The organism is Janthinobacterium sp. SUN120, assembly GCF_030397735.1.
GTDB classification, from domain to species: domain Bacteria; phylum Pseudomonadota; class Gammaproteobacteria; order Burkholderiales; family Burkholderiaceae_D; genus Janthinobacterium; species Janthinobacterium kumbetense.
This window is the reverse complement of record NZ_JAPUBW010000001.1, coordinates 1850322-1875920: the sequence shown is the minus strand read 5'-3', so window position 1 is coordinate 1875920 and position 25599 is coordinate 1850322. Positions and strand designations below refer to the sequence as shown.

Here is a 25599-nt window from a genome sequence, read left to right as displayed (position 1 = left end):
GGCGCTGCACGATACGCCGTAAAATGTCCGGCAACTGTACGCTACTCTTTCCAGGAATGCCATGACCTCGACCACGCCAGACTCCCTGCACATCGTGTGCCCCCATTGCGACGCCGTCAACCGCTTGCCGGCGGCGCGCCTGATCGAACAGCCCACGTGCGGCAAGTGCCAGAAGGATTTGTTTACGGGCCAGCCCGTGGATCTGGCCAGCGCCCGCTTCCTCAAGCATATCGAACGCAGCGACATTCCCGTGCTGGTCGACTTCTGGGCGCCGTGGTGCGGTCCGTGCCGCAGCATGGCGCCATTCTATGTGCAAGCCGCCAAGACCCTGGAACCCGCATTTCGCGTCGTGAAGGTGAATACGGAAGCGTCGCCGGACCTGGGCAGCCGTTTCAATATCCGCAGCATTCCCACGCTGGCCCTGTTTCGCAAGGGCGTGGAAGTGGCGCGCCAGCCGGGCGCCATCGATGCGCAAGCCATCATCGCCTGGGCGAGGGACAAGGCGCGTTTCTAGGCGCATGGGAAAACCATTGAGGTTTTTCATTTGACTTTTAATATGGTGCCATATTATATTGCGCCATATGATAAAACTCGAACAGAAATACACGGCCCTGCTGGGCGACGTGCAGCGTCGCGCCAGCGGTCTCGACATGGCGCAGTCCGGGGCGCGCTTGCGCCTGTGCTTTGAAGTGCTGGGCCTGGCCTCCGCCATCGATGGCGATTGCGCCGCGCGCCTGGGCCGGCATGGCTTGTCGGAAGGAAAATTTGTGCTGTTGTCCCTGCTGCGCGACGTGCCAGGCGGACTGTCGCCGCACGAGCTGGCCGAGCGGGCCGGCGTGACGCGCGGCACCATCACGGGCTTGCTCGACGGCCTGGAGCGCGATGGTTTCCTGGCGCGCCACGCGGACCAGGTCGACCGGCGCAAGCTGCTGGTGCGCCTGAGCGCCAAGGGAGGCATGGCCGCCGCGACCCTGGTCGATGAACACGCGCAATGGATCGCCAGCCTGTTTGCCGAGTTCACGCCGGAAGAAATGCAGTTGCTGAGTGCGCTGCTGGAAAAAGCCTGGCGCAAGACGGATAGAGGTACCGCATGAGCCGCGGCATCGCCGACATCGCTCCCGCGCGCCTGGCCCTGCTGAACGGCGGGAACGTGGCCAGCGCCACCTTGACGGAAGGGCTAGCCATCGATTTCAGCGTGCTGCTGGCTGCGGCCGTGCCCGCTATCGGCGCCGCCCGCCTGGATCAACTGCGCGCGCAGGCCGCAGCCGGCATCACCAAACGCATGGCGCTGGCGGCGCAATTGCTGCTGGAAGCCAACGCCGACCTGGCGCTGCTGCAAGCCCATGCTTCCGACACGGTACGGGGCTGGGTCTGCTTTGCCATCGCCGCCCAAACCGGCTTGACCTTGCCGCAATGGCTGGCGGCCATGCGGCCGCTGGCCGACGATGGGCACTTCGGCGTGCGCGAATGGGCCTGGCTGGCGCTGCGGCCCCATCTGGCGGAGAGCCTTGACGAGGCCATTGCCTTGCTGGCGCCGTGGACGGCTGACCCGTCGGAAAGAGTACGCCGTTTCGCTTGCGAAGCGCTGCGCCCGCGCGGCGTGTGGTGCGCGCATATTGCCCGGTTGAAAGAACAGCCGCAGCTGGCCTTGCCCGTGTTGCACGCCTTGCGCGCCGATCCGGCCTTCTACGTGCAGGATTCCGTGGCCAACTGGCTCAACGATGCGGCCAAGAGCCAGCCGGATTGGGTGCGCAGCCTGTGTGCGCAATGGTTGCAGGAAAGTGCCAATGCCGCCACCCAACGCATCTGCAAGCGCGCCCAACGCTCGCTTGCTTAACTTTTTGGAGGAAAACATGCATTACCTGTTAGAACTGTACAGCCCGAAACCCGCCTGGCTGGCCCTCGACGCCGCCGCGCGCCAGGCGTATTTCGGCACGGTGGGCGCCGGCATGGTGGCCTTGTCCGGCACGGGCGCGGAAGCGCTGGCCATGGGCGCCATCGATGGCGGCAAGCTGCATGGGGCGGCCCAGCAATTTTATGCCGTCTGGCGCTTCCCGGACGAGGCGGCACTGGACGCCTTGCTGGCCGGCATCGCCGCCACGGGCTGGCACGATTACTTCGACACCGTCAATGCGGCAGGACCGGCCGTGGATTTTCCTGCCCATCTGGCGCAACTGGCGGGCGTCTAGCCGTCCGCCGTTTTCCTTGCTGCTGCGGTAAAGTTGGCATTTCCATCCGACCATTGACGTTGATGCCAATCAAACTGCTCTCCATCCTGATGCTTGCCCTGGCGCCCATGCTGGCGTCGGCCATCCCTGCCACCCCGCAAGCCCTCGTCGCCGCCGCCCGCAAGCAGGTGGGCGTGACCCTGCAGTATGACCCGCGCTATGAACGCCTTGCCTATCCGGGCGGCGACGTGCCGATGGAACGGGGCGTGTGCACGGACGTAGTGGTGCGCGCCTACCGCCAGCTGGGGCAGGATTTGCAGGTGCTGGTGCACGAAGACATGCGCAAGGCGTGGCAGGTGTACCAGCAGCAGGGGCGCTGGCAGATGAAGGGGCCGGACCGCAATATCGACCACCGCCGCGTGCCGAACCTGGGCACCTACTTTGCCCGCCATGGCACCAGCTTGCCGCCAAGCAAGGAAGCGAACGCTTACCGCGCGGGCGACATCGTCACCTGGCGCCTGCCGCGCAACCTCACGCACATCGGCATCGTCAGCGACAAGCAGTCGTGGGGCGGCGTGCCGCTCATCATCCACAACATCGGCGAGGGCGCGCGCGAGGAAAATATCCTATTCAGCTATCCCATCACGGGACACTATCGTTGGCAACCGCGCTGAGGGGCAGGGGAGCGATTTCTTGCAGGATCGCCAGCACCTGGGCCAGCGCCGTGTCGATATCGAGCTTGTCGATGGCGCCATAGCCGAGGAACAGGCCTGCGTGGCGTGCCTCGCCGTGATAAAAGCCCGATAGCGCATACAGGCTGATATCGGCCAGGCGCGCGCGGCGCAGCAATTCGGCGATGTCGAGCGGCGCCTGGGCTAGGGCCGCCACGTGGAAGCCGGCGCTGGCGGGCACCAGGCGGAACCACGGTGACAGCGGGCCGTTGAACCAGTGCTGCAGCCGCTCGCGCCGCCCCGCATAGATATCGTGGCAGCGGCGGATATGGCGCAGCAAATGGCCGTCGCCGATGAACTTGGCCAGCGCATGCTGGCCCAGGCTGGCCGTGTGGCAATCGCTCAGGTATTTCACCGTTTCCACGGCGGCCACGATAGCTTGCGGCAGCACAACATAGCCGAGCCGCAATTCTGGCAGCATGATCTTGGAAAAGCTGCCCACGTGCGCGACGACGCCGTAGCGGTCCATGCTTTGCAGGGAATCTTCGGGCCGGCCTTCGTAACGGAATGCGCTGTCGTAGTCGTCCTCGATGATGATGGCGCCCAGCTGCTGCGCCCGTTCCAGCAAGGCATGGCGGCGCGCCATGCTCATCGGCATGCCCAGCGGAAATTGATGCGCGGGCGTGACATAGATCAGCCGCGTGCCGTCCGGGATTTGTCCGACGATGAGGCCATCCTCGTCCACGTCGATGCCCACCACGCGGGCGCCCTGGCTGGCGAACACGGCGCGCGCCACCGGGTAGCCGGGTTCTTCCACGGCAACCGTGTCGCCTGCTTCCAGCAAGGTCAGCGCCAGCAGGTGCAGGGCTTGCTGCGCGCCGCTGGTGACGAGCACTTGTTCCTCGGTGCAATGGATGCCGCGGCTGAAAGCGGCATGGCCGGCGATCGCCGCGCGCAAGGCCGGCAAGCCGGCGACCGGGCCATAGCGGCCGCGCGCCTGGCCACCCTGGCGCAGCGCGTGCAGCATGCAGGCGCGCCATTCATCCTGCGGGAAGTGCGCGGGCGTGGCGCGCCCGCCGATGAAGGCGTAGCGCGCCGGCTCTTCCTGGCTGGCGCGGCGCAGGGGCGTGGGCGTCGCTTCCCAGCGGGCGATGCGCTGCGCGCTGGCCAGCGGCGTGCTGGCGTGGCGGCGCTGCGGCGACGCGTGCGGCGTCTGCACGAAGCTGCCCACGCCCACTTTGCCGACCAGCAGCTTTTCATAACCGAGCTTGTCATACACGTCGGACACCGTCTTGCGCGACAGGCCCAGCTGGCTGGCCAGCAGGCGCGAGGGCGGCAATTGCTGCCCGTCCGTCAGCCGGCCCGAGCGGATGGCCTCGCTGAGCTGGCGGTACAGCTGGCCGCCCAGGTCGCGCGTGCCGTCGATCAGGATGTGTAATTCCATGGAGTATCTGCTGGTGGTCTGCTGTTTTTCGGGGGGATTGGCCTGCCGCGTGCTGTTCCTGGGCTACTACAATGGTGCATCTCTACTCCCTCAAGGAATGCATCATGACACAGCAACGACTCGATTTTACACAAGCTTCGCCGGACGCCGTCAAGGCCATGTACGCGCTGGAAGCGGCAATCGCCAGGCTGGGCGTGGAACACTCGCTGCTCGAGCTGATCCGCCTGCGCGCCTCGCAAATCAATGGCTGCGCCTTTTGCGTGGACATGCACACGAGCGACGCGCGCAAGGCGGGCGAAACGGAGCGCCGCCTGTATGCCGTGTCCGTCTGGCGCGAAACGCCGTTCTTCACGCCGCGCGAGCGGGCCGTGCTGGCCTGGACGGAAGCGCTGACCCTGCTGCCGCAAAGCCAGGCGCCCGATGACGTGTATGCGGCGCTGGCGGAACAATTGACGCCGGCGGAAATGGTCAACGTGACCCTGGCCATCGGCTCCATCAATACCTGGAACCGCCTGGCCGTGGGTTTCCGCAAGATGCCCGAATAAATCCTGTGTTCGTTCGCGAACAGACGCCTGGCTGGTCCCTGCGTAGTCTGGCAAGACAACTTGTCAGCGAGGGAACGGCCATGGAAGTCAATATCAGCGAAGCAATTGAAAAGACACCGGAACAGCTGGAAGAGGCGCGCCGCGAATTCATCGCGGAACTGTGGCGGCGCTTTGAAACCTTGCAGGAATGGGCCGTCAGCCATTGGCCCGACCAGGAACACCCGCTCAGTTCCGCCGACTTCGTCGAGGCGCGCAAGGAAATCTTGAGCTTGCGTTCGCCGGCCGGTTCCCTGAACCAGCCGGCGCAGCAAAATGAAGCGGAACCGGAGCAGGGCGGCGCGCAGTATGTGGATGTGACGCCCGCCCCCTGGCCTTGAGGAGCGCCTGAGAAAACGTCCATGACTGCGTTGCCGCGCCTTGCCGTACTGGCGTACTGCCTGCGGCACGGCGCCTTGTCCTGAACGTTTTTCAGGTGCTTCCGTCCTGAAAAATCCGCTGTAAAAGTTACTGCTTGATCACTTCCGCTTTCTTGCCCTGCGCAAACACCCAGCACAGCAAACTCACCAGCAACCCCGCCATCACGCCATACGCCAGGTTCAGGGCGCTGTCGAACAGCAGTGGCGCCACCAGGCCCGAGACCAGCGCGAACAGCAGCATCTGGATGAACGACTGCATCGACGACGCCAGGCCGCTGTTGTTGGGGAAGTGGTTCAGGGCCATCAGGGTCATCGGCGGCATGGCGATCGACAGGGCGAACGAGTAGAAGAACAATGGCAGCACGGCCCACGGCACTTCGGCGGCAAAGAAGTAGTTGTAGCCGATGTTGACCAGCGCGGCGATGAGCATCAGGATGAAGCCGGTCCAGATCATCTGGCGCTGGCTGTAGCGGTGGGCGATCTTCGCCGACAGGGCCGAACCGAACACCATGCCGCTAATTAATGGAATGAACAGCCAGGCGAACGCCGTTTCCGGCAGGTGCAGGATGTTGATGATGAAGTAGGCGGCCGAACCGATGTACAGGGCGAAGCCGCCAAAGGCGGCGCCGATGGCCGTCGACAGCAGCAGGAACTGGCGGTGGCACAGCACTTTCCAGTAATTGATGGCGATGTCGCCCAGGTGGAAGGCGTGGCGCTGTTCCTTCGGCAGGCTTTCCGGCAGCGCGCGCCAGACGACGACGAACATCAGCACGCCAAAGGCCGTCAGGAACCAGAAGATCCAGCGCCAGCCCAGGCCCACCTGCAGCCAGCCGCCCAGCACGGGGGCGATGGCCGGCGCCAGCGCGAACACCATCATGATGTGCGAGAGGATTTTCTGCGCGGCGGCACCCGAGTAGCGGTCTTGCACGATGGCGCGGCCGATGACGGAGCCGGCGCCCGCCGACAGGCCCTGCAGCACGCGCCAGGCCAGCAGCCAGCCCAGCGACGGCGCCAGCGCGGCGCCCACGGAAGCGATCACATACAGCACCAGCGAGACGAGAATGACGGGACGGCGGCCGAACGAGTCGGACAGGGTGCCGTAAAACAGCATCATGAAGGCGAACGTGAACAGGAAAAAGCTCAGGGTTTGCTGCACCAGCAGGGGGCTGGCATTGAAATCATGCGCGATGGCGGGGAAAGACGGCAGATAGGTGTCAATTGCAAGCGGTCCGACCATCGCCAGGCCCGCCAAAATCCATGTTAATAATTTAGTCATGTTGAAGAGTGTTTTTGTTAGTCCGTCATTTTACGCTAGTGACCGGAATCAGGTTTGGCGCCGGCCTTTTTGCCATCCATATGCGTTTTTCGCATATGGAATCTTGAAATTCTTCGTTTGCATCGCTTGCCGCCGCCGTTAAGCTGGGGCGACCCGGCCTGTTTGCCGTTTTCTGGAAGTGATACGCCATGCACAGCATTTATCCCGCGGCGCCCGCCGACGACACGGCCCAGTGGAACCTGGGGCCCGTGATCCAGGCCTTGCGCAGCTCGCGCGAAGACAAGCACAAGATCCGCCATAACGGCAGGGTGCGCGAACTGCCGTCGCGCGAAGCCCTTACCACCATCGTCAACGGCCTGTCGGCAGCCTTGTTCCCCACGCATTACGGGCGGCCCAACCTGACGGACGAAAGCATCGACTATTTTGTCGGCGACACCCTCAACACCACCCTGAACCGCCTCAGCGAACAGGTGCGGCGCGGCTTGCTCTTTTCCGTGCCGGCCGGCGATGAAGGCGATGGCGCCAGCGACGATGCGGCCCTGGCGCAGCAGGCGCGCGACATCACGCGCGCCTTCGCCGCCAGCCTGCCCGATATCCGCGCCCTGCTGGTGTCGGACGTGCAGGCCGCCTACGCGGGCGACCCGGCCGCCACCTCGGTGGCCGAGATCATGCTGTGCTATCCGGGCACCATCGCCATCCTGTACCACCGCCTGGCGCACCGGCTGCACGCCCTCGGCGCGCCCTTCCTGGCGCGCCTGATCGCCGACATCGCGCACACGCTGACGGGCATCGACATCCACCCGGGCGCCCACATCGGCGCCTCCTTCTTCATCGACCACGGCACGGGCGTGGTGATCGGCGAGACGGCCATCATCGGCCAGCGCGTGCGCCTGTACCAGGCAGTCACCCTGGGCGCCAAGCGCTTCCCGGCCGATGCCAGCGGTGCGCTGATCAAGGGCACGCCGCGTCACCCCATCGTCGAGGACGACGTGGTCATTTATGCGGGCGCGACCGTGCTGGGGCGCATCACCATCGGCGCGGGATCGACCATCGGGGGGAATGTGTGGCTGACGCAAAGCGTGCCGCCAGAAAGCAATGTATCGCAGGCGCAGATGCGCAACGATTGAAGCGTGGCCGAGAAAACGTCCATGGTGGCGCTGCGCCTTGCCCTGAACGTTTTTCGGCCACTCTTCGCGCCAGGAGAGCGTTCCTGGCTTTGTGATGACCTTACTTTACCGTCAGCGCTTCATAGCGCGCCACGGGCACGCCATCCTTCAGCAGCAGCAATTCCTGGTCGGCGTAGCGGTAGCCATTGACTTCGCCCAGGGTGGTCAGCAGCAGGCGTTCCAGGTCCATGTCCTGCGGCTGGCACATCATCATGGTGCCTGCCAGCTGTCCAAAGTTCAAGGTGCTGACGCCATCGCTGGTGTAGCCGCCCATCATCTGGTTGCAGCCGCTGTTGCCGCTGGCGCGGCCTTCAGCCAGCAGCAGGGTCACTTCGCGCTGCTCGGGCGCCTTGCGCACCACTTGTTTGCCCTTCAATTCCTTCAGCTTCCACTGCGTGCCCGTCAGCTTGGGCGCCGGCTTGGCTGGCGAGGTGGCGCCTGGCGCGGCGGCGGCAGCGTCGCTGCGCACCGGTGTTTGCGCGCAGCCGGCGGTGATGGCGACGATGGCGGCGAGGGGTATCAGGCTGGCGAGTTTGAACATGGCGGTTCCTTCTTTAAATGAATGGCGCCAGCGTAGCAGATCGGCGCTGCGCCAGCGTGCACGGTTGACAAGCTCATTGGCAATCTCACTGCTGCTCTTCCTGTTCCAGCCGGGAGTCGAGCACGGTGCGCGCCGCCGCCACATAGGCGCGGCAGGCTTGCGGGTCGACAAAGGCGTCGCTGCCGGCCGTGGCGCTCGCCTCCAGCCGCTCCCACAACTGTGCAGCCTCCGGATGCGCGGAGATCAGCACGTCGCAAGGCAGTTTTTCCAGGGTCTCGAAGCTGCGGCGCAAGTCCGCCACCGCGTTCGGATACTCGCTGCTGGCGCTGAACTTGAAGCCGGGACGCGAGACGGCGTTGAGGCTGTCCGCATACACCATGTTCAGGCAGCGGGGGCCGTCGCACGATTGCCACGTCCAGCTCAAGCCTCCGGGCGTGTGGCCCGGCGTGGCGTGCGCCGTCAGTTTGACGGGACCGACATTGAACTGGCCGCCGTCGCGCGCCAGGCGCATGTCCTTCACGGGCGGGTACTTGGGCAGCGCGTGGTATTGCGGGTCGTCCGGCCCCACTTCACCCGACGCCAGGTCCAGCGCCGCCGACGGGCTGGCGGCCACCAGCGCATTGCTGCGCCGCTGCAGTTCGGCCAGGCCGCCCGCATGGTCGATATGGCCGTGCGAATTGAGGATCAGCTTGACGTCCTCGATGCGAAAACCCAGCGTGCCGATATTGGCGATGATCTTGGGCGCCGATTCCGGCAAGCCGCCGTCGATCAGCACGTGGCCCTGCGGCGACGTCACGAGCACGGAACTGAGGCCTTTGACGCCCACATAATAGGTATTGCCGAAGATGCGGAACGGCGCCTGGTCCGCATTCCAGGTGGCGCAGACGTCGCAGCCAGGCGTCGGCGGCGTGACTGGCGCCTGCGCCGATGCCAGGGAGCCATGGCCTGCCAGCAGCGCCAGTGCCAGCGCGCGCGTAAGAGTGGGGGGCATTGCGATCCTTATCCGTGGTGCCAGGGTGGCATATGCTGACATGGAACGGGGCTGGACGCAAACGCTAAGGGGCGGCGGACGGCGTACCGGCGGCATCCTGCTGGTAGACCAGTTCGATCAGGGTATCGTCCGCATAGCGGGTATCGCCGATGGGCGACAGGAAGGAGCGGCCTTCCTTTTCCACCTTCAGGGCGATGCGGCGCTCGCCATCGAGCAGGGTGGCGCTGGCGAGAGGCACATCGCTGCGGGTGCCCAACTTGAGCTGCTCGGCGGAGCACCAGTCGGTGGTGCGCAGCAGGGTGCCGACCAGGGTGCGTACCCAGAACGGTATCTCTTTCTTGGCGATGGCAATCGTCACCTGGCATTGCAGGCGCAGGTCGCCCAGGCGGCGCATGCCGGCCGGCACGCCGTCGCTGTGAATGGACGGCTGCCAGCGGTAATTGCCCTTTTTCTTGTTGGTGACCAGGTCCGCGTCTTCGCTGTCGGCCTGCGCGCTGCGCGGCAGCGTGAAACTGCCGTCGGCGGCCAGGGGCAGCGCAATCGAGGTTTCGTTGCCGGCGATGCGCAAGGCCAGGTCCTGCATGGCGTCCGCCGGCGCGCGGCTGCCCGCGACCAGCTTGAAGCGCACTTCGCGCGCCCGGGGCGCCAGCGCATGGTATTCGTCGAAGGCATCGAGGCCGGCCGCCATCACGCGGTACGATTTCAGTTCCGGGTTGCGGATGCTGTTGATGTGGATCGATTGGCCGGTTTCCGCCGGCGCTTCCACTGGCACGTCCGCTTGCGCTGCCGCGTGGCAGGCGGCCAGGATGGCGAAGAGCAAAGTCGAAGAGCGCTTGCCGCGAAAAGAAAGGAGGTCCACGTCGTCGCTTGTCATGTTTTTAACATGACAAGCTAACATGATAGTCAACGCTTGTCACTGGCGCCGTCAGGCCACCGCCAGCGCCACCCCTTCTGGCGCGATGCTGACCTGACGGCCCGCGTGATCGGCGGGCAGGCGCGGGCCCTGGCCGAAGACCTTGTGGCGCAAGCTGCCTTCCTCGTAATGGGTACGGTAGCGGCCGCGCCGCTGCAGTTCCGGCACGATGTATTGCACCACGTCGGCCATGCTGTCGTGGGCGACGGCGAAGGCGAGATTGAAACCGTCGATGCCCGTTTCATCGAGCCAGCTTTCCAGCCGGTCGGCCACCTGGCGCGCGTCGCCGACGATGACTGGGCCGCGTCCGCCCAGGCCGATGTATTCGGCTGCTTCGCGCACCGTCCAGCGGCGGTCCGGGTCGGCCTGGCTGAACGAAGCCAGCGCCGAGCGGCCGGCCGGAGAATCGATGTACTCGATGGTGGCGTCAAGCGGGTAGCGGCTGAAATCGACGCCCGTCCAGCCGGACAGCAGCACGAGGGCCGCCTCGATATTCACGTGGCGCAGGTAATCGGCATGCTTGGCGCGCGCTTCCTCTTCCGTGGCGCCCGTGATGACCAGCGCCTGCGCGTAGATCAGCAATGCGTCGCCATCGCGCCCGCTTTGCCGCACTGCGGCGCGCAAGTCGTCCGCGTAACGCTTGACGACCGTCTTGCTGGGGCCACTGACGAAGGTCGCTTCCGCATGGCGCGCCGCGAAGCGCGTGCCGCGCGGCGAGGTGCCCGCCTGGTACAGCAGCGGCGTGCGCTGCGGCGACGGCTCGCACAAATGGATGCCGGGCACCTGGTAGTGGCGCCCGGCATGGTTGATCGGATGCACGCGGGCCGGATCGGCATAGATGCCGCGCGCCTTGTCGTTGACGACGGCGTCGTCGTCCCAGCTCTTTTCCCACAGCTTGTAGACGACGTCCAGGTATTCGTCGGCCAGGTCGTAGCGCTCGTCGTGGCCCAGCTGCTGGCTCAAGCCCAGGTTGCGCGCCGCGCTATCGAGATAGCCGGTGACGATATTCCAGCCGATGCGCCCTTTCGTCAGGTGATCGAGGGTGGAAATGCGGCGCGCGAACGTGTACGGGTGCTCGTAGGTGAGGGCGCAGGTGACGCCGAAACCCAGGTGCGTGGTGGCCTGCGCCATGATGGGCACGAGCGCCAGCGGGTCGTTCAGCGGCACCTGCACGCCGTGTTCCAGGGCCGCATCGAGGCTGCCCCGGTACACGTCATACACGCCCAGCACGTCGGCGAGGAAAACCGCGTCGAACAGGCCCGCTTCCAGCAGTTGCGCCAGTTCCGTCCAGTGTTCGGGATCGGTATAGCGGTGGCTGCGGTCGCGCGCATGCGTCCACAGCCCCGGCGACTGGTGGCCGACGGTATTCATCTGGAAGGCGTTGAAGCGTATCGACTTGGCCATGGCTTATTTGGCCGCCGTCTGCAAGGCTTGCTGGTAATCGGGTTTCGAGTAGCCGGCAAAGTGCTTGTTCGTGATGTCGAGGAATTCGCGTGAGCGGTAGGCGGCCGCCAGGTCTTTCGCGAACTGCTTGTCCTTGTCGGCCGTGCGGATGGCCACCAGGTTGATGTAGTTGGGCGAGATTTTCTCGGCCACCAGCGCATCCGTCAGCTTCAGCCCCGACGCCAGCGCGTAATTGCCGTTGATGAAGGAGTAATCGGTGTCGCCCAGCGAGCGTGGCAGTTGTGCCGCTTCCAGCGGCAGCAGCTTGATTTTCTTCGTGTTGACGGCGATATCCTTTTCCGATGCGCGCACGGGGTCGAAGCTGGCGCGCAGCTTGATCCACCCCAGCTGGTCGAGCAGCACCAGCGCGCGCGCCTGGTTGGTCGGATCGTTCGGCAAGCCCACCGTCGTGCCTTCCTTCACGTCGTCCAGGGTCTTGTGCTTCTTGCTGTAGATGGCGATCGGCGCCGTGGGTATTGTGATCAGGTCCGTCAGGGCCAGTTTGTGTTCCAGCGCGAATTTCTTCAGGTAGACGATGTGCTGGAAGACGTTGGCGTCCAGCGAACCCTCGGCCAGCGCGAAGTTCGGCTGGATATAGTCGTTGAATTCCACCAGTTTGACCTTGTAGCCCTGCTTTTCCAGGATAGGCTTGATACCCAGCTTGATCTGGTCCGCATACGGCCCGGCGCTGGTGCCGATGGTGATGTCTTTCGGGTCCTTGGCGTGGACGAAGCTGCTGGCCAGTGCCAGGGTCAGGGCGGTGAGGAGGATGCTGCGGCGGGCGATGGTCATGGTGGCTCCTTGGTGGGTGAATCAGGAATACGCCGTCGGCTCGGGCACGGTGCCATTCAAGGCAAAGCGTCCCAAGTCGCGCAGCTTGTAGTCGATGGGGTCGTGCAAGGTGTGCACGCGCACGTTGCGCCAGTAGCGGTCGAAGCCGTATTGGGCCGAGGTGGAGCGGGCGCCCGTCAGTTCGAACATCTGGCTGCTGATCTCCAGTCCCGCCTTGTGCGCCAGGCACTTGGCTTCGGCCACAGCGACGGCCAGCAAGCCCCGTTCGCGCGCCGTCACCAGCGCGCCCTTGCGGAACACTTTTTCCAGTTCCTGCGCCGCCGCGTCGGCCAGCACCTGCGCGGGGCGCAGCAAGAGCCACAGCTGGCCATAGCGGTGCTGTACCAGAGGGTCGTCCGTTGCCTTGGCCACGCCCGAGGCAAACCAGGCTTTCGCCTGTTCGTCCGTGTAGCGGCGCGCCGCCTCGAATGCGCCTTCGGCGATGCCAAGGTACAGGTTCGCCATGATCAGCTGGGCGATTTGCGAGCGCACGGTGGCTTGCGGCGTGGCGGCCTGCGCGGGCGCCTGCAGCACCAGTTCGCGCGGCAGGGCCACCGCCTGGAAATGCACATTGCCGCTGTCCGTCTGGCGTTGGCCGAAGGCGTCCCAATCCGCCTGCACGGTCACGCCATCCTGGCGCGTGGGCAGGGCGGCGATCAGCGCCGTCTGTGTGGGCGCGTGCCAGGCCGAGACGGTCAGCCAGTCCGAGCCCACGGAACCGGAAGAAAAGCTCTTGATGCCGTCGAGGGTAAAACCGTCGTCGCTGTCGGCCGCGGTGACCCGTTTGTCGAGGGGATTCAAGGCATTGCCCCAGAACAGGCGCTCGTCGACGGTCAAGGTGAGCAGGCGGCGCTGTTGCTGCGCGCTGCCATACAGCTGCAGGCCGGCCAGCTGCAGATGGTGGAAGCCGAAGACATGCGCCAGCGCGCTGTCGGCCCGCGCCAGGATGCGGATCACCTGGTACACGAGGGGCCAGGACGCGCCCTGACCGCCGAATTCCACGGGGATCGACAAAGTCAGCAGACCCGACTCGCGCAGCCATTCGCGTTCCTGCGCCGCGTGCCCGCCGGCCTGGTCGCGGGCATTGGCCGTTTCGGCCAGGCGCGCGGCCAGCTTTGTTGCGATGCTGATGGCGTCCTGCAGGGGTTCCGGCACAGGCGGCTGGGGACGGGCGGCATGGAGAAAAACGCTAGACATGAGTGACATTCCAGAAAGACGATGACGCCGATATTGCACCGCCAGGCGTGCGCCGTACACGAAGAAAACCGCGCATGGATATGCGAAAAAAGCCGCGCGGAAGCCGGCGCCTCCGCTTGCGGGGCGTCAGGCCCGGATAGTCGAAAAACGCATATCGAAGCGCGAAAGCATTCGTTTTGCCGGACTGCTGATGGCGATAGGCTGCAAGCATCCGAGCAACTCCACTTTCGACAACCTACAGGGACGGGCATCACATGAGCATCTTGTTATTGGGCGGTAGCCCGCAACTCCCCTCGAGTTCCAGCCGCCTGCTGCTGCATATCGGCGAACAGCTGGCGCTGCAGGGCCACAGCTACGCCAAGCTGCATGTGCGCGACCTGCCGGCGCGCGCCTTGCTGCTGGCCGACTACGACGATGCGGCGATTGCCCGCGCCGTGCGCGCCGTGGCCGACGCCGACGCCATCGTGATCGCCACGCCCATCTACAAGGCGTCGTATACAGGGTTGCTGAAAGCCTTCCTCGACCTGCTGCCGCAAGATGGCCTGGCCGGCAAGCTGGTGCTGCCGCTGGCCACGGGCGGCGGCCATGCCCACACCCTGGCGCTCGACTACGCGCTGCGCCCCGTGCTGCATGCGCTGGGCGCCAAGCAAGTCTTCACCAGCATCTACGCGAATGCGCAGCAGCTGGCGTGGCACGAAGAACGGGGCCTGAGCCTGGATGCGCCGATTGCAGAGCGCGTGCAGGCGGGCATCGAGGAACTCTCCACCGGCCTGTTCGTGCTGCAGGGACAGCGCCCGCCCGCACCCGCCGATATTTCTGTCCCCGTGCGTTCGCTGCAAGACCAGCCTTACGCGCCCCAGTATCAAGCCGCCTGATTATTCACCGACCAAGGAACTGCCATGACACACCGCCACGCACAACGACTCTCGCGCCGTACCACCCTGGGTTTGCTGTTTTCTGCCGTCGCCGGCGTGATGGCGGCCGGCATGCCGGTCGCGGCGCAGGCGCAAGCCAAGGGCGAGGTGCGCATCGGCTACCAGAAATACGGCACATTGACCCTGCTCAAGGGGCGCGGCACCCTGGAAAAACGCCTGGCCGAGCAGGGCGTGGGCGTGAAGTGGACGGAGTTCCCGGCCGGTCCCGTGCTGCTGGAAGGCTTGAACGTGGGCAGCATCGATTTCGGTACGGTGGGCGAAGCGCCGCCGATCTTTGCCCAGGCGGCCGGCGCCAATCTGGTGTACGTCGGCAATGAGCCGGCGTCGCCCGCCAGCGAAGCCATCGTCGTGCCCAAGGGTTCCGGCCTGCGCACCCTGGCCGACTTGAAGGGCAAGAAAATCGCCCTGAACAAGGGCTCGAACGTGCATTACCTGTTATTGAAGGCGCTGGAAAAGGCCGGCGTCGCCTACGCCGATATCCAGCCCGTATTCCTGCCGCCGGCCGATGCGCGCGCCGCCTTCGAGCGGGGCAGCGTGGATGCCTGGGTCATCTGGGACCCGTTCCTGGCGGCCGCGGAAAAGCAGCTGGGCGCCCGCGTGCTGGCCGATGGCAAGGGCTTGGTGGCGAATTACCAGTTCTATCTCGCCTCGCGCACGTATGCCGAGAAAAACCCGGAAATCCTGCGCATCGTGCTCGATGAAGTGGCCAAGGTCGATGACTGGGGCCGCAACAACCCGGAAGAAGTGGCGACGATTTTGTCGGCGCAGACGGGGCTGGGCAAGGATGTCGTGGCGCTGGCCGCCTCGCGCTATGCGTATGGCGTCAAACCCGTGTCGGTCGACGTCATCGCGTCGCAGCAAAGGGTGGCCGATGCGTTTTCCAGCCTGAAGCTGATCCCGAAACCGATCATCGTCAAGGACGCGCTGCTGCCGGCGCGCCAGCTGGCCACCAGCACCAAATAATCAAGGAATACACACCATGTCATTGAATGTCTTCTGGTTCATCCCTACCCACGGCGACAGCCGCTACCTGGGCACGTCACAGGGCGCGCGTCCCGTCGATGCCGATTATCTGCGCCAGGTGGCCGTGGCCGCCGACACGCTCGGCTACGACGGCGTGTTGCTGCCGACGGGCCGCTCCTGCGAAGATGCGTGGGTGGTGGCTTCGTCCTTGATCAGCGTGACGCAAAAGCTGAAATTCCTCGTGGCCATCCGTCCCGGCCTGTCCACGCCCGGCCTGGCCGTGCGCATGGCGTCCACGTTCGACCGCCTGTCGAACGGGCGCCTGCTGATCAATGTCGTCACGGGCGGCGACCAGGGAGAACTGGAAGCGGACGGCCTGTTTGCCGACCACGCCAAGCGCTATGAAATCTCCGATGAATTCATCAAGGTGTGGCGCGCCACCCTGGCGGGCGAGGGCGGCGCGGCCGGCTACGATTTCGAGGGCAAGCATATCCAGGTGAAGGGCGCGAAAACCCTGTATCCGCCCGTGCAGAAACCATATCCGCCGCTGTACTTCGGCGGCTCGTCGGAGCCGGCGCATGAACTGGCGGCCGAGCAGATGGACGTGTACCTGACGTGGGGCGAGCCGCCTGCCGCGGTCGCCGAGAAAATCGCGGACATCCGCGCGCGCGCCTCCAAGCGGGGACGCACGGTGCGCTTCGGCATCCGTCTGCACGTGATCGTGCGCGAAACCAACGAGGCGGCCTGGCGCGCGGCCGATGAACTGATCAGCCACCTGGACGACGACATCATTGCCAAGGCGCAGGCGGCGTTCGGCAAGATGGATTCCGTGGGCCAGCAACGGATGGCTGCCCTGCATGGCGGGCGGCGCGACAAGCTCGAAGTGTCGCCCAACCTGTGGGCCGGCGTGGGCCTGGTGCGCGGCGGCGCGGGTACGGCCCTGGTGGGCGATGGCCCGACGGTCGTGGCGCGCATGCAGGAATATGCGGACCTGGGCATAGACACCTTTATTTTCTCCGGCTATCCGCACCTGGAAGAATCGTACCGCTTCGCCGAACTGGTGTTCCCGTTGCTGGGCAAGGGCAAGGCCGTGGGTGAGCAGTCACTGACGGGGCCCTTCGGCGAAGTCATGGCCAGCAATATCGTGCCGGCCGCGCCGCAGAAAAAGGCGGCCTGAGATGGGCGCCGGCCCCACTTTCACCACCAAGCGTCTGCCCGGCACGCCGTGGCGCAATGCGCTGGCGCCGTGGGCCTTGCCCGTGGCGCTGCTGCTGGCCTGGCAACTGGCGGCGCAGTGGGGCTGGCTGTCGAGCCGCATCCTGCCCGAGCCGTGGGCCGTGGCGAAAGCCTTCTGGCACCTGGCCGTATCGGGCGAATTGTGGCTGCACCTGAAAACGAGCTTGTGGCGCGCCACGGTCGGTTTCACCGTCGGCGCGGGACTGGGCCTGCTGCTGGGACTCTTGACGGGCAGCTTCCGCCACGCGGAAACCCTGCTCGACACTACCCTGCAAATGGTGCGCAACATCCCGGCCCTGGCCCTGATCCCGCTGGTGATCCTGTGGTTCGGCATCGACGAGACGGCGAAACTGTTCCTGCTGGCCGTCGGCGTCTTCTTTCCCGTCTACCTGAACACCTTCCACGGCATCCGCTCGGCGGACCAGGGCTTGATCGAAATGGCGAAAAGCTATGGCCTGTCGGGCTGGCCCCTGTACCGCGACGTGATCCTGCCGGCCGCCATGCCGTCGATCCTGGTCGGCGTGCGTTTTTCGCTCGGTCTCGTGTGGGTGCTGCTGATCGTCGCCGAAACCATTTCGGCGCAGGCCGGCATCGGCTACATGACCATGAATGCCCGCGAATTCCTGCAAACGGACGTGGTGCTGGTGGGGATTTTGCTGTACGCCTTGCTGGGCAAGCTGGCCGATTTGTTCTCGCGCCGGCTGGAACGCCACTGCCTGCGCTGGAATCCCGCCTACCGATAGTGACGAAATGAGGAAAGAACACCATGCTGCTCGCCCCCATCCAGATCGAAACGGATTTCCTGTCGCACTTCGTGCAGTACGACCCGGCCAGCGCACCGCAGGCCAAGGCCGCCCTGCAGGCTCCCCTGGCGCGCCGTGGCGTGCCGCTGGCCTTGACGCAATTGAGCAAGGCCTATGGCGAACGTCCGGTCCTGAAAAACGTCGACCTGCAACTGGAAGCGGGCGAATTTGTCGCCATCGTGGGACGCAGCGGCTGCGGCAAGAGCACCTTGCTGCGCTCGATCGCGGGCCTGGAAAGCGTCGATGAAGGCCAAATCGCCATCGGCAGCGGCGTGGGCGCGCCCGATATCCGCATCATGTTCCAGGAATCGCGGCTGCTGCCGTGGAAGACGGTGCTCGACAACGTGGCCCTGGGCTTGCCCCGTTCCGTCGGCGCGGCGGCCGCCTCGCTGTGGACGGTGGGCCTGGCCGAGCGGGCGGACGACTGGCCGTCAGCGCTGTCGGGCGGGCAGAAACAGCGCGTGGCGCTGGCGCGCGCGCTCGTGCACGAGCCGCAACTGCTGCTGCTCGACGAACCCCTGGGCGCGCTCGACGCCCTCACGCGCATCGAGATGCAGCAGCTGATCGAGTCGCTGTGGCTGGCGCGCGGTTTCACGGCCGTGCTGGTGACGCATGACGTGGCCGAAGCCGTGGCCCTGGCCGACCGGGTGCTGCTGATCGAGGATGGACAGGTCACCATGGACGTGCCGGTGGACTTGCCGCGCCCGCGCCAGCGCGGCCATGCGGCGTTCGCCGCGCTGGAACAGGCTATCTTGTCGCGCGTGCTGCAACCGCAGGGTCAGATAACTGCGCCAGCACGATGAAGCCGTCGCTGTCGAGCGTCGCGACGATGGCTTCATAATTGTCGATGGCCGGGTGGCGCGTGGCCAGCGGATGCGCATGCGTGGCGGTGACGACGATGACCTTTGCTCCAGCCGCTTCGCCCGCCTCGATGCCGACGGAGGCATCTTCGAACACCAGGCAATCGGAGGGCGCCACGCCCAGTTTTTCCGCCGCCAGCAAATAGCAATCGGGCCGGGGTTTGCCCGCCTTGACGTCTTCCGCCGTCACCATGATGGCGGGTATCGGCATGCCGGCCGCCTTCAGGCGGGCCGTGGCCAGCGCGCGCGGCGCCGACGTGACGATGGCCCATTGCGCGGGCGGCAGCGATTGCAAAAAGCGCAACGCGCCCGCGATTTCAATAATTCCTTCCACATCGATGATTTCGGCGTCCGTGATGCCCTGCGATTCGCGCTGCGCGTCGACGCCGGGCAAGCGCAGTTTGGCGATGGTGTCGACCGAGCGCGCGCCGTGGATGGTGGGCAGGAAGGCTGCCACGTCGAGGCCCTGGCGCTGCGCCCAGGTGCCCCAGATGCGTTCTGCGGCGGCGATGGAATTGATGACGGTGCCGTCCATGTCAAAAAGAAAAGCCCGGTAGCGGCCGGCGGCCGATGGTGTCGGGGATGAAGACGGCGAGGGCAGTGCGGACATGGCTTCCTTCCGGATGATGGACTGGAAGCCATTGTAACGGCAGTCGATTTTTATTTCACAGGTAGACCGATTCAAACCTGGCCACGGGTGAGCCATCCTTGAGCAGGATCAGGTACTCGCCATCGAAACGGTAACCCGTCACGCTGTTCAAGTTGGCCAGCACGGTGCTTTCCAGCTGCATCAGGGGCGGCGGGCAGGCCATGCGCGTGCCGGCCAGCTGCGTGAAGCGCAGGGCAGTGCCGGCCAGCGTGTAGCCGCCCATGACCTGGTTGCAGCCCGTGAAACCATGGACCTTGCCATCGTCGGTGAGGGTGATGCGCACTTCGCGCTCCTGCTGCGGCGCCATCGTCACCGGGGCGCCATCGAGTTCCGTCAGCTTCCAGTAGGTATTCGTCAGGCTGTAGCTGGGCGTCAGGCCGGTGTCCGGCTTGGCGCTGTCGGACGTGGCGGCGCAGCCGCCGGCCATGGCGATGGCGGCGGCGAGGGACAGGTATGTGAGGCGATGCAGCATGGGGCGCTCCTGTGAGGGGGAAATGCCTGCACACTAGCAGATTTTTCGCACCGGTCCGCGTACCGCAGCGGCGAATGTTTCCATTTTGCCAGTACTGGCATTACACTCATGCTTTCTGCTGTTTCAACCTTGATCGGGGAGCCGGGCCGATGCTGCAAGCGCAAGCGCTGGATAATCGACTGGTCGCCACCAGTGCCGACGACGTGCTGGTCGACCGCATCGTGCCGGGCGCGCCGCTGGTGATCGCTTTCGGTTTTGTTTCGTGGACAACGCGTCCCGCCTTCGATTTTTACGGGCGCCTGCGCAAGCTGGAGCAGGCCAGCGGCCAGCACCTGAACAAGATCCTCGTGCGCGATTCGGGCAACGCCTGGTACCACCGCCGCATCGCGGGCCTGGGCAATCATGTGGATGAAACGGCGCAAGCCCTGCGCGAGCTGGTGCGCCGCATCGCGCCCGGCCAGGTCAGCACCGTCGGCCAGTCCATGGGCGCGTACGCAGCCGTCATGTATGGCTTGCTGCTCGAGGCGCGGCAGATCGTTGCCTTCGGACCCTTGTCTTTTCTGGACGTGCAGCAGGCGCGCCTGTACCACGAGCTGCGCTGGCTGCCCGTGATGGAGTCGCTGGCGCAAGACCCGCCGCCGTCTGGCTACTACGACCTGGCCGCCCTGTGCCGCGCCAGGGCGACGGCCGATACGCAGCTGCACCTGGTGTTCGGCACGCGGCCTGACGTGGCCCGGCCCGACGTCGCCAATGCGGGCGCCAGTGCCAGCGAATCGGTGAACCTCGACGCCATGCACGCGCAGCGCCTGGCCGCCTTCGGCCGCTGCACCCTGCACCCGTATCCCCAGTCGGGCCATGCGGTGGTGCAGCACCTGATCGACACGAAGCGCATCAACGGCTTGCTGGCCAGCTGCATACTCGGTCTCACGCTGGAAGAAGAACCCATGCCGGAGATCGGCGCCGCCTGGCAAGACTGGGTGGCGGAAAACCTGCGTTTGGGCTGCGCCGGCGAGCAGCTGGTGGCGGTGCTGCAGCAGCATGGGTTTTCGCTGGCCAGCAGCATGGCCGCCGTGGATGCGGCCCGCGCCAAGGCCCTATGACGCCGCAGTTCGAACTCGACACCCTGAAAATCCGCATCGCCGCGCCTGAACTGGCGGCGCTCGACTTGCGCGTGCGGGTGCAGCGCGCGCTGCGCCAGTTGATACTCGACGGCGTACTGGCGCCCGGCCTGCGCCTGCCGGCCACGCGCGCGCTGGCGCAGTCGCTGGGCGTGTCGCGCGAGACGGTGGAAATGGCGTATGCGCAGCTGCGCCTCGATGGTTATGTGCGGCGGCAGGCGGGATCGGGCAGTTTTGTCTCGCCGACGATAGGCGCGAGCTTGCTGGGCAAGCCAGCGACTGCGTTGCCGCCCTTGTCCGCGCAGCCGGTGGCCCTCAGCGCGCGCGGCGCGCAGATTCTCGCCAGCGGCGGCGTGGCCGACCAGCAGAGCGTGAAGGCATTCGCCACGGGCTTGCCGGAAACGCGGGCCTTTCCGCTCGACGTGTGGGAGCGCTTGCGGCGCCAGGCCGCCGGCGAACACCATGTGCTGCTGCACGGCGACCCGCAAGGGGCCGGGCCTTTGCGCCAGGCCATCGCCGACTATGTGAACCTGGAGCGGGGTGCGCGGGCCACGGCGGACCAGGTGCTTGTGCTGAGCAGCACGCGCCAGGCCCTGTACCTGTGCGCGCAAGTGCTGGCCGACGCGCACGGCCCCATCCTGATGGAAGACCCCGGCTATTTCGGCGCGCGCAAGGCGTTCGAGATGGCGCAATTGCGGGTCGTGCCCGTGCCTGTCGATGCGCATGGCTTGTCCATCGAGCACCTGCGCGCGGACCGCAGCGGGGCCAACACGATTTACGTCACGCCCTCGCATCAATACCCGACGGGCGCCACCCTGGCGCTTGAGCGCCGCCTGGCCCTGACTGCCTGGGCCGCCGCGCGCCAGGGCTGGATCGTCGAGGACGATTACGACAGCCAGTTTCATTACGCGGGCTTGCCGACGGCTTGCGTGCAGGGGCTCGACACGCAGCAGCGCACGATTTACCTGGGCACCTTTGCCAAGTCGCTGTATCCGGGGCTACGCCTCGGCTACATGGTGCTGCCGCCCGCGCTGGTCAAGCCGATGACGTATGCGCGCAGCATCCTCGACGGGCATACGCCGCAGCTGGACCAGCTGACACTGGCCCGTTTCATCGCCGACGGCCATTTCGCGGCCCATGTGCGCGCCATGCGCAAGGTCTACGCCGTGCGCCGCGATGCGATGGCGCAGGCCGTGCAGCGGCATTTGCCGCACGTGGTCGCGGCGCAGCTGCCGCCGGGCGGCTTGCAGATGCCGTGTCTGCTGCACGGGGGCAGGGACGAGCTGGAAACGATACGCCTGGCGGCGCAGGCGGGCATCGTGCTGCCGGGCCTGAGCCGGCTGTACGCGAGGCCGCCGGAGCGGGGCGGCTGGCTGCTGGGCTTTGCCGCGCTCACGCCGCACGAGATCGACAGCGGCATCGTCCGCCTGGCCCGCGCGCTGGGGTGAACGCTCAAGTGGTCTGTTGTGCGTGCGTAAAGTGGCCTGCCTGAGCAGTCCATGCGGCCGTTAAGATGCCCCTTTTGAACCTCAGGCAAGGGCACACGCATGCAGACCAGTTCCACATCATCGGCGTCGATCGACAACACGGCACGGGCGCGCTGGCGCGACCTGGCGTCCCCCGCCATGGCGGCCTTCATCTCCGTCCTCGTCAACTATGGCGGCACCTTCGTGCTGGTATTCCAGGCGGCCCAGCTGGCCCAGCTCAGCGCAGCGCAGACGGCGTCCTGGGTCTGGTCGCTGAGCATCGGCGTGGGCGTGACGGGCATCTGGCTCAGCTACCGCTACCGCGCACCCATCATCACGGCCTGGTCCACGCCCGGCGTGGCCTTTTTGGCCACCGTCATGCCGCATACGCCGTATGCCGAGGTGATCGGCGCCTATATCGTGTCCGCCATCGCCTTCATCTTGCTGGGCATGTCGGGCGCCTTCGAGCGCCTGGTGCGCCTGATACCGGGCGGCATCGCCGCCGGCTTGCTGGCCGGAATCCTGCTGCAATTCGGCGTGAACGCGTTCGGCGGCGCCAGCGCCGATCCGCTGCTGGTGGCGGTATTGCTGCTGTCGTACGCCGTGCTGCGCCGTTTCACGGCGCGCTTTGCCGTGGTGGGCATCATGCTGATCGGCCTGGTCCTGTTGCTGGCGCAGGGGCGCATCGATACGCAAGGCATAGCACTGGCCCTGGCCGCGCCCGTGTTCGAGATGCCGCGCTTTTCCGTGGCGTCGCTGCTGGGCGTGGCGCTGCCCCTGTTCCTGATCACCCTGACGGGGCAATACATGCCCGGCATGCTGGTGCTGCGCAATGACGGTTACCAGGTCAGCGCCAATCCCATTTTGACGGTGACGGGGCTCGGTTCGCTGCTCATGGCGCCGTTCGGCGCGCACGCCTTCAACGTGGCCGCCATCACGGCCGCCATCTGCACGGGCAAGGATGCGCATGCTGACCCGTCGAAGCGCTATGTGGCGGGCCTGGCGTGCGGCGTGCTGTACATTCTGGTGGGCATCTTCGGCGTCACCCTGGCCAGCCTGTTCATGGTCTTGCCGCGCCCCTTCATCACGGCGCTGGCGGGCCTGGCCTTGCTGGGCGCCATCGGCAACAGCCTGGCGCAGGCGATGGCGGACGTGCGCATGCGCGAAACGGCGCTGATCACCTTCCTGGCGACGGCCGCAAACGTGACCCTGCTGGGCGTGGGGGGCGCCCTGTGGGGGCTGGCGGCCGGGCTGGCGGCGCATGCGCTGATGCATGGCTGGCGCAAGGCGGCATGACGGCGGCATAGCCGGGCAGCTTGCCCATGTTGCCGGCCGCCGCATACAATTGCTGCGCCCGTGCCCGTTGGCACTATCGAACGATTGAACGATTGAACGATGCCCGAGATCACTTCCCTGGCGCAGTATCTGCTGGCGATCACGCCCGCCTTCCTCGTCTGCGCCGCCTTGCTGCTGGCCGTGCCCCGGACGGTGCCGCTGTTGCGCGTGCTCGTGCACATCCTGTTTTTCGTGCTGGCGCGCGACGCGATGACGGCGCATGGCTATTGGCAAGTGGTGGCGGGCGGCTTGCGTTTCACGGCGCCGCCGCTGGTCTTGCTGGCGCTGGGGGCCATGTCGCTGGCCCTGGTGGCGAGTACTTGCTGGCTGGAAAGCGAGGCGCGCCGCCAGATCCGCTGGCTGGGCACGCGGCCAGCCCTGTCCGTGTTGCTGGGCGTGGCGGGCGCCATACTGATCATTGCGCTGGCGACGGGCTTGAAAGCCTTGTCCGGCTTGCCGTCCCTGGCGCCCGTCGCGCCATCCGCGCTGCCCTTGCTGCTGGGCTTTGCGCTGGCAGCCAACTGCTATGAGGAATTGCTGTTTCGCGGCTTGCTGCAGCAGCAATTGCGCGCCTGGCTGCCGGCCTGGCGCGCGGCGCTGGTGTCGGGTCTGCTGTTTGGCCTGTGCCACGCCTTTCTCGCCACCACCGTCACGCAGGTGGGCGCGCCCATCCTCGTGTTCACCGTGATCGAAGGCGTGGTGGCGGGGCTGGTATATTGCCGTGCCGGCTTGCTGGGCGCATCCCTCGCGCATGGGCTGGCGATTTTTGCGCTGGCCGCCGGCTGGGTGTGAATCCTGTTGTTTAATATTAAAGAAACGAGAAGACAATGCCTGTAAGCTCTTACCTGAATACCCGTCCCGTGCTGGGCGAGCGCGTCTACCTGCATGATACGGCGCAAGTGATTGGCGACGTGCAGATCGGCGACGACTGTTCCATCTGGTGCAACAGCGTGCTGCGCGGCGACGTCAACCGCATCGTCATCGGCGAAGGCAGCAATATCCAGGACTTTTCCATGGGTCACGTGTCGCACAGGAATGCGGCCAAGCCCGAAGGTTCACCGTTGACCATCGGCAAGTACGTCACCATCGGCCATTCCGTGATCTTGCATGGCTGCACTATCGGCGACGAATGCCTGATCGGCATGGGCAGCATCGTCATGGATGACGTGGTGGTGGAAAAACACGTGATGCTGGGCGCGGGCAGCCTGGTGTCGCCGGGCAAGGTGCTGGAAAGCGGCCATTTGTACGTGGGCCGTCCCGCCGCCAAGGTGCGCGCGCTGACCGAGGCCGAGATCGCCTACCTGCGCTATTCGGCCGAGCACTATGTGCGCGTGAAGAACAATTACCTGGCCGGCGAGCCGGGCTGATGCATCAGGCTGGCGCCGTGGCAAGCGCATTGATGCGCGCCGCCATGGCGCGCGCGTCAGGCACGCCGAGTACCAGGCGCGCCCACTTTTCGCCCTGCAATTCGATGACCAGCGGCTGCGTGCCGCGCGTCATGAAGACAAACTGGCGGTCGCCACCCTTGTGGTAGGTGCCCGCCGAAATGACGCCAGGCAGGTTGGTGCCCGGGGCGCGCAAGCCCAGGGCCGAGCCGCGGAAACCGTCATCGTCGGTGGCGCCCCGCACATGCGGCAGGGGAATACGCAGGTTGCCGTGAAAGGAGGCCAGCTTTTCCCACAGGGCCAGGCGGATGGTCAGTGCATCGTCGTTCAATTCGAGGACAGGCATGGTGTCTCCTTTGGTGGTTGATCCAGATGGCTTAACAGGCGTTCGCCCAGCAGGCGGGCCGTCCCGGCGCCCGTGTCCTGCACGGCGGCGCGGCACAGCGCCGTGATGGCGGCGTCGGAGGGCGCCAGTTCCTTCAAGGCGATGATCAGCAAATCGACCGCTTCTTCCCGCGCCGGCCAGCCAGGCTGCAGCGCCTGCGCCAGCACGCGCTCGAACAGATGGCGCTTGGAGCCGAATGCCTTGTACAGGCTGCCGCGCAGCAAACCGGTCGCCTTGACCAGGTCATCGATCGATGCGGCGTTGTAGCCCAGGCTGCCAAAGACGGCGGCAGCCTGGCCGATGACGGTCGTTTCGTCGAAGTTGCGCGGTCTGGCCATGGTACGTATGCAATGCGTGCGGCGGGGCGGGATGTCCCGTATCTGCTTACAC

The 25599-nt window shown here is 65.8% G+C and carries 30 protein-coding genes; 18 read left to right on the top strand and 12 right to left on the bottom strand.

Translation table 11 applies throughout. The features are described from left to right. The first annotated feature begins 61 nt into the window (after positions 1-61). From trxC to O0879_RS08240, 5 genes are all read left to right on the top strand, one after another. On the top strand, positions 62-514 hold the full coding sequence (gene trxC / locus O0879_RS08260) for a thioredoxin TrxC (RefSeq protein ID WP_099379667.1): 453 nt from the start codon (positions 62-64) through the stop codon (positions 512-514). Between the two features lie 70 nt (positions 515-584). Next, positions 585-1094, top strand: coding sequence for a MarR family transcriptional regulator (locus tag O0879_RS08255; RefSeq protein WP_289916168.1), 510 nt, complete (start codon positions 585-587; stop codon positions 1092-1094). Continuing rightward, positions 1091-1837: a HEAT repeat domain-containing protein gene (locus O0879_RS08250; protein WP_289915863.1), complete on the top strand. Its 747-nt coding sequence runs from the start codon at positions 1091-1093 to the stop codon at positions 1835-1837. The genes O0879_RS08255 and O0879_RS08250 overlap by 4 nt, the downstream gene beginning before the upstream one ends. A 16-nt stretch (positions 1838-1853) precedes the next feature. Next, positions 1854-2189: a DUF6616 family protein gene (locus O0879_RS08245; RefSeq protein WP_289911649.1), complete on the top strand. Its 336-nt coding sequence runs from the start codon at positions 1854-1856 to the stop codon at positions 2187-2189. A gap of 62 nt (positions 2190-2251) precedes the next feature. Continuing rightward, positions 2252-2842, top strand: a complete 591-nt coding sequence (locus O0879_RS08240; protein ID WP_289911648.1) for a DUF1287 domain-containing protein — start codon at positions 2252-2254, stop codon at positions 2840-2842. On the opposite strand, the gene O0879_RS08235 is transcribed toward O0879_RS08240, so the two are convergent. Beyond that, positions 2811-4283: a PLP-dependent aminotransferase family protein gene (locus O0879_RS08235; protein WP_099664577.1), complete on the bottom strand. Its 1473-nt coding sequence runs from the start codon at positions 4281-4283 to the stop codon at positions 2811-2813. The two genes, O0879_RS08240 and O0879_RS08235, sit on opposite strands and share 32 nt — an antisense overlap. Positions 4284-4387: 104 nt before the next feature. Between O0879_RS08235 and O0879_RS08230 the strand changes: the two genes are divergently transcribed. Next, positions 4388-4828 (top strand): carboxymuconolactone decarboxylase family protein, encoded by a 441-nt coding sequence (locus tag O0879_RS08230; protein WP_035817618.1) that lies wholly within the window; start codon positions 4388-4390, stop codon positions 4826-4828. Positions 4829-4908: 80 nt separating this feature from the next. Next, a complete protein-coding gene (locus tag O0879_RS08225; RefSeq protein WP_289899018.1) occupies positions 4909-5205 on the top strand; it encodes a hypothetical protein in 297 nt (98 codons plus the stop codon). A gap of 127 nt (positions 5206-5332) precedes the next feature. On the opposite strand, the gene O0879_RS08220 is transcribed toward O0879_RS08225, so the two are convergent. Continuing rightward, on the bottom strand, positions 5333-6520 hold the full coding sequence (locus O0879_RS08220; protein WP_289915861.1) for a multidrug effflux MFS transporter: 1188 nt from the start codon (positions 6518-6520) through the stop codon (positions 5333-5335). Between the two features lie 188 nt (positions 6521-6708). On the opposite strand from O0879_RS08220, the gene epsC reads away from it, so the two are divergent. Then, positions 6709-7647: a serine O-acetyltransferase EpsC gene (gene epsC, locus O0879_RS08215; RefSeq protein ID WP_077402556.1), complete on the top strand. Its 939-nt coding sequence runs from the start codon at positions 6709-6711 to the stop codon at positions 7645-7647. Positions 7648-7747: 100 nt separating this feature from the next. On the opposite strand, the gene O0879_RS08210 is transcribed toward epsC, so the two are convergent. The 6 genes from O0879_RS08210 to O0879_RS08185 all read right to left on the bottom strand — a co-directional run bounded on the left by O0879_RS08210 (position 7748) and on the right by O0879_RS08185 (position 13602). Further along, on the bottom strand, positions 7748-8227 hold the full coding sequence (locus tag O0879_RS08210) for an META domain-containing protein (protein WP_289915858.1): 480 nt from the start codon (positions 8225-8227) through the stop codon (positions 7748-7750). Between the two features lie 85 nt (positions 8228-8312). Further along, a complete protein-coding gene (gene bla, locus O0879_RS08205; protein WP_289915856.1) occupies positions 8313-9218 on the bottom strand; it encodes a subclass B3 metallo-beta-lactamase in 906 nt (301 codons plus the stop codon). 64 nt (positions 9219-9282) lie between these two features. After that, the gene (locus O0879_RS08200) at positions 9283-10092 is read right to left on the bottom strand and encodes a hypothetical protein (RefSeq protein WP_289915853.1); all 810 of its coding nucleotides are present in this window, start codon (positions 10090-10092) and stop codon (positions 9283-9285) included. Positions 10093-10143: 51 nt separating this feature from the next. Next, a complete protein-coding gene (locus O0879_RS08195; protein ID WP_289915851.1) occupies positions 10144-11535 on the bottom strand; it encodes an LLM class flavin-dependent oxidoreductase in 1392 nt (463 codons plus the stop codon). A gap of 3 nt (positions 11536-11538) precedes the next feature. Then, on the bottom strand, positions 11539-12366 hold the full coding sequence (locus O0879_RS08190) for a MetQ/NlpA family ABC transporter substrate-binding protein (protein WP_251351163.1): 828 nt from the start codon (positions 12364-12366) through the stop codon (positions 11539-11541). A gap of 21 nt (positions 12367-12387) precedes the next feature. After that, the gene (locus O0879_RS08185) at positions 12388-13602 is read right to left on the bottom strand and encodes an acyl-CoA dehydrogenase family protein (RefSeq protein WP_289915846.1); all 1215 of its coding nucleotides are present in this window, start codon (positions 13600-13602) and stop codon (positions 12388-12390) included. Positions 13603-13856: 254 nt separating this feature from the next. On the opposite strand from O0879_RS08185, the gene ssuE reads away from it, so the two are divergent. The 5 genes from ssuE to O0879_RS08160 are packed head-to-tail and all read left to right on the top strand — an operon-like array spanning position 13857 to position 18342. After that, on the top strand, positions 13857-14477 hold the full coding sequence (ssuE, locus tag O0879_RS08180) for an NADPH-dependent FMN reductase (RefSeq protein ID WP_099664566.1): 621 nt from the start codon (positions 13857-13859) through the stop codon (positions 14475-14477). 24 nt (positions 14478-14501) lie between these two features. Further along, positions 14502-15500, top strand: a complete 999-nt coding sequence (locus O0879_RS08175) for a sulfonate ABC transporter substrate-binding protein (protein WP_289915844.1) — start codon at positions 14502-14504, stop codon at positions 15498-15500. A 16-nt stretch (positions 15501-15516) separates the two neighbouring features. Continuing rightward, entirely contained in the window at positions 15517-16677 is a 1161-nt protein-coding gene (gene ssuD / locus O0879_RS08170) for an FMNH2-dependent alkanesulfonate monooxygenase (RefSeq protein WP_289915843.1), read from the top strand. A 1-nt stretch (position 16678) separates the two neighbouring features. Beyond that, a complete protein-coding gene (ssuC, locus tag O0879_RS08165) occupies positions 16679-17479 on the top strand; it encodes an aliphatic sulfonate ABC transporter permease SsuC (RefSeq protein WP_289905550.1) in 801 nt (266 codons plus the stop codon). 23 nt (positions 17480-17502) lie between these two features. Continuing rightward, a complete protein-coding gene (locus O0879_RS08160) occupies positions 17503-18342 on the top strand; it encodes an ATP-binding cassette domain-containing protein (RefSeq protein WP_289915840.1) in 840 nt (279 codons plus the stop codon). On the opposite strand, the gene O0879_RS08155 is transcribed toward O0879_RS08160, so the two are convergent. After that, positions 18287-19009: an HAD-IA family hydrolase gene (locus O0879_RS08155; protein WP_289899006.1), complete on the bottom strand. Its 723-nt coding sequence runs from the start codon at positions 19007-19009 to the stop codon at positions 18287-18289. The two genes, O0879_RS08160 and O0879_RS08155, sit on opposite strands and share 56 nt — an antisense overlap. A 55-nt stretch (positions 19010-19064) precedes the next feature. Continuing rightward, positions 19065-19520, bottom strand: a complete 456-nt coding sequence (locus O0879_RS08150; protein ID WP_289915838.1) for an META domain-containing protein — start codon at positions 19518-19520, stop codon at positions 19065-19067. A 149-nt stretch (positions 19521-19669) separates the two neighbouring features. Here O0879_RS08150 and O0879_RS08145 point away from each other — a divergent pair, with 149 nt between their 5' ends. From O0879_RS08145 to O0879_RS08125, 5 genes are all read left to right on the top strand, one after another. After that, positions 19670-20620, top strand: coding sequence for a hypothetical protein (locus tag O0879_RS08145; protein ID WP_289915836.1), 951 nt, complete (start codon positions 19670-19672; stop codon positions 20618-20620). Next, on the top strand, positions 20617-22086 hold the full coding sequence (locus O0879_RS08140) for a PLP-dependent aminotransferase family protein (protein ID WP_289915834.1): 1470 nt from the start codon (positions 20617-20619) through the stop codon (positions 22084-22086). The genes O0879_RS08145 and O0879_RS08140 overlap by 4 nt, the downstream gene beginning before the upstream one ends. Before the next feature lie 177 nt (positions 22087-22263). Then, on the top strand, positions 22264-23400 hold the full coding sequence (locus tag O0879_RS08135) for a benzoate/H(+) symporter BenE family transporter (RefSeq protein WP_289916166.1): 1137 nt from the start codon (positions 22264-22266) through the stop codon (positions 23398-23400). A gap of 99 nt (positions 23401-23499) precedes the next feature. Further along, on the top strand, positions 23500-24231 hold the full coding sequence (locus O0879_RS08130) for a CPBP family intramembrane glutamic endopeptidase (protein WP_289915832.1): 732 nt from the start codon (positions 23500-23502) through the stop codon (positions 24229-24231). 35 nt (positions 24232-24266) lie between these two features. Then, on the top strand, positions 24267-24806 hold the full coding sequence (locus tag O0879_RS08125; protein WP_289915831.1) for a gamma carbonic anhydrase family protein: 540 nt from the start codon (positions 24267-24269) through the stop codon (positions 24804-24806). Positions 24807-24810: 4 nt separating this feature from the next. On the opposite strand, the gene O0879_RS08120 is transcribed toward O0879_RS08125, so the two are convergent. Beyond that, positions 24811-25170, bottom strand: a complete 360-nt coding sequence (locus O0879_RS08120) for a hypothetical protein (RefSeq protein ID WP_289915829.1) — start codon at positions 25168-25170, stop codon at positions 24811-24813. After that, positions 25152-25547, bottom strand: coding sequence for a helix-turn-helix domain-containing protein (locus O0879_RS08115; protein WP_289905543.1), 396 nt, complete (start codon positions 25545-25547; stop codon positions 25152-25154). Before O0879_RS08115 ends, O0879_RS08120 begins: the two co-directional genes overlap by 19 nt. Between the last annotated feature and the right edge of the window lie 52 nt (positions 25548-25599).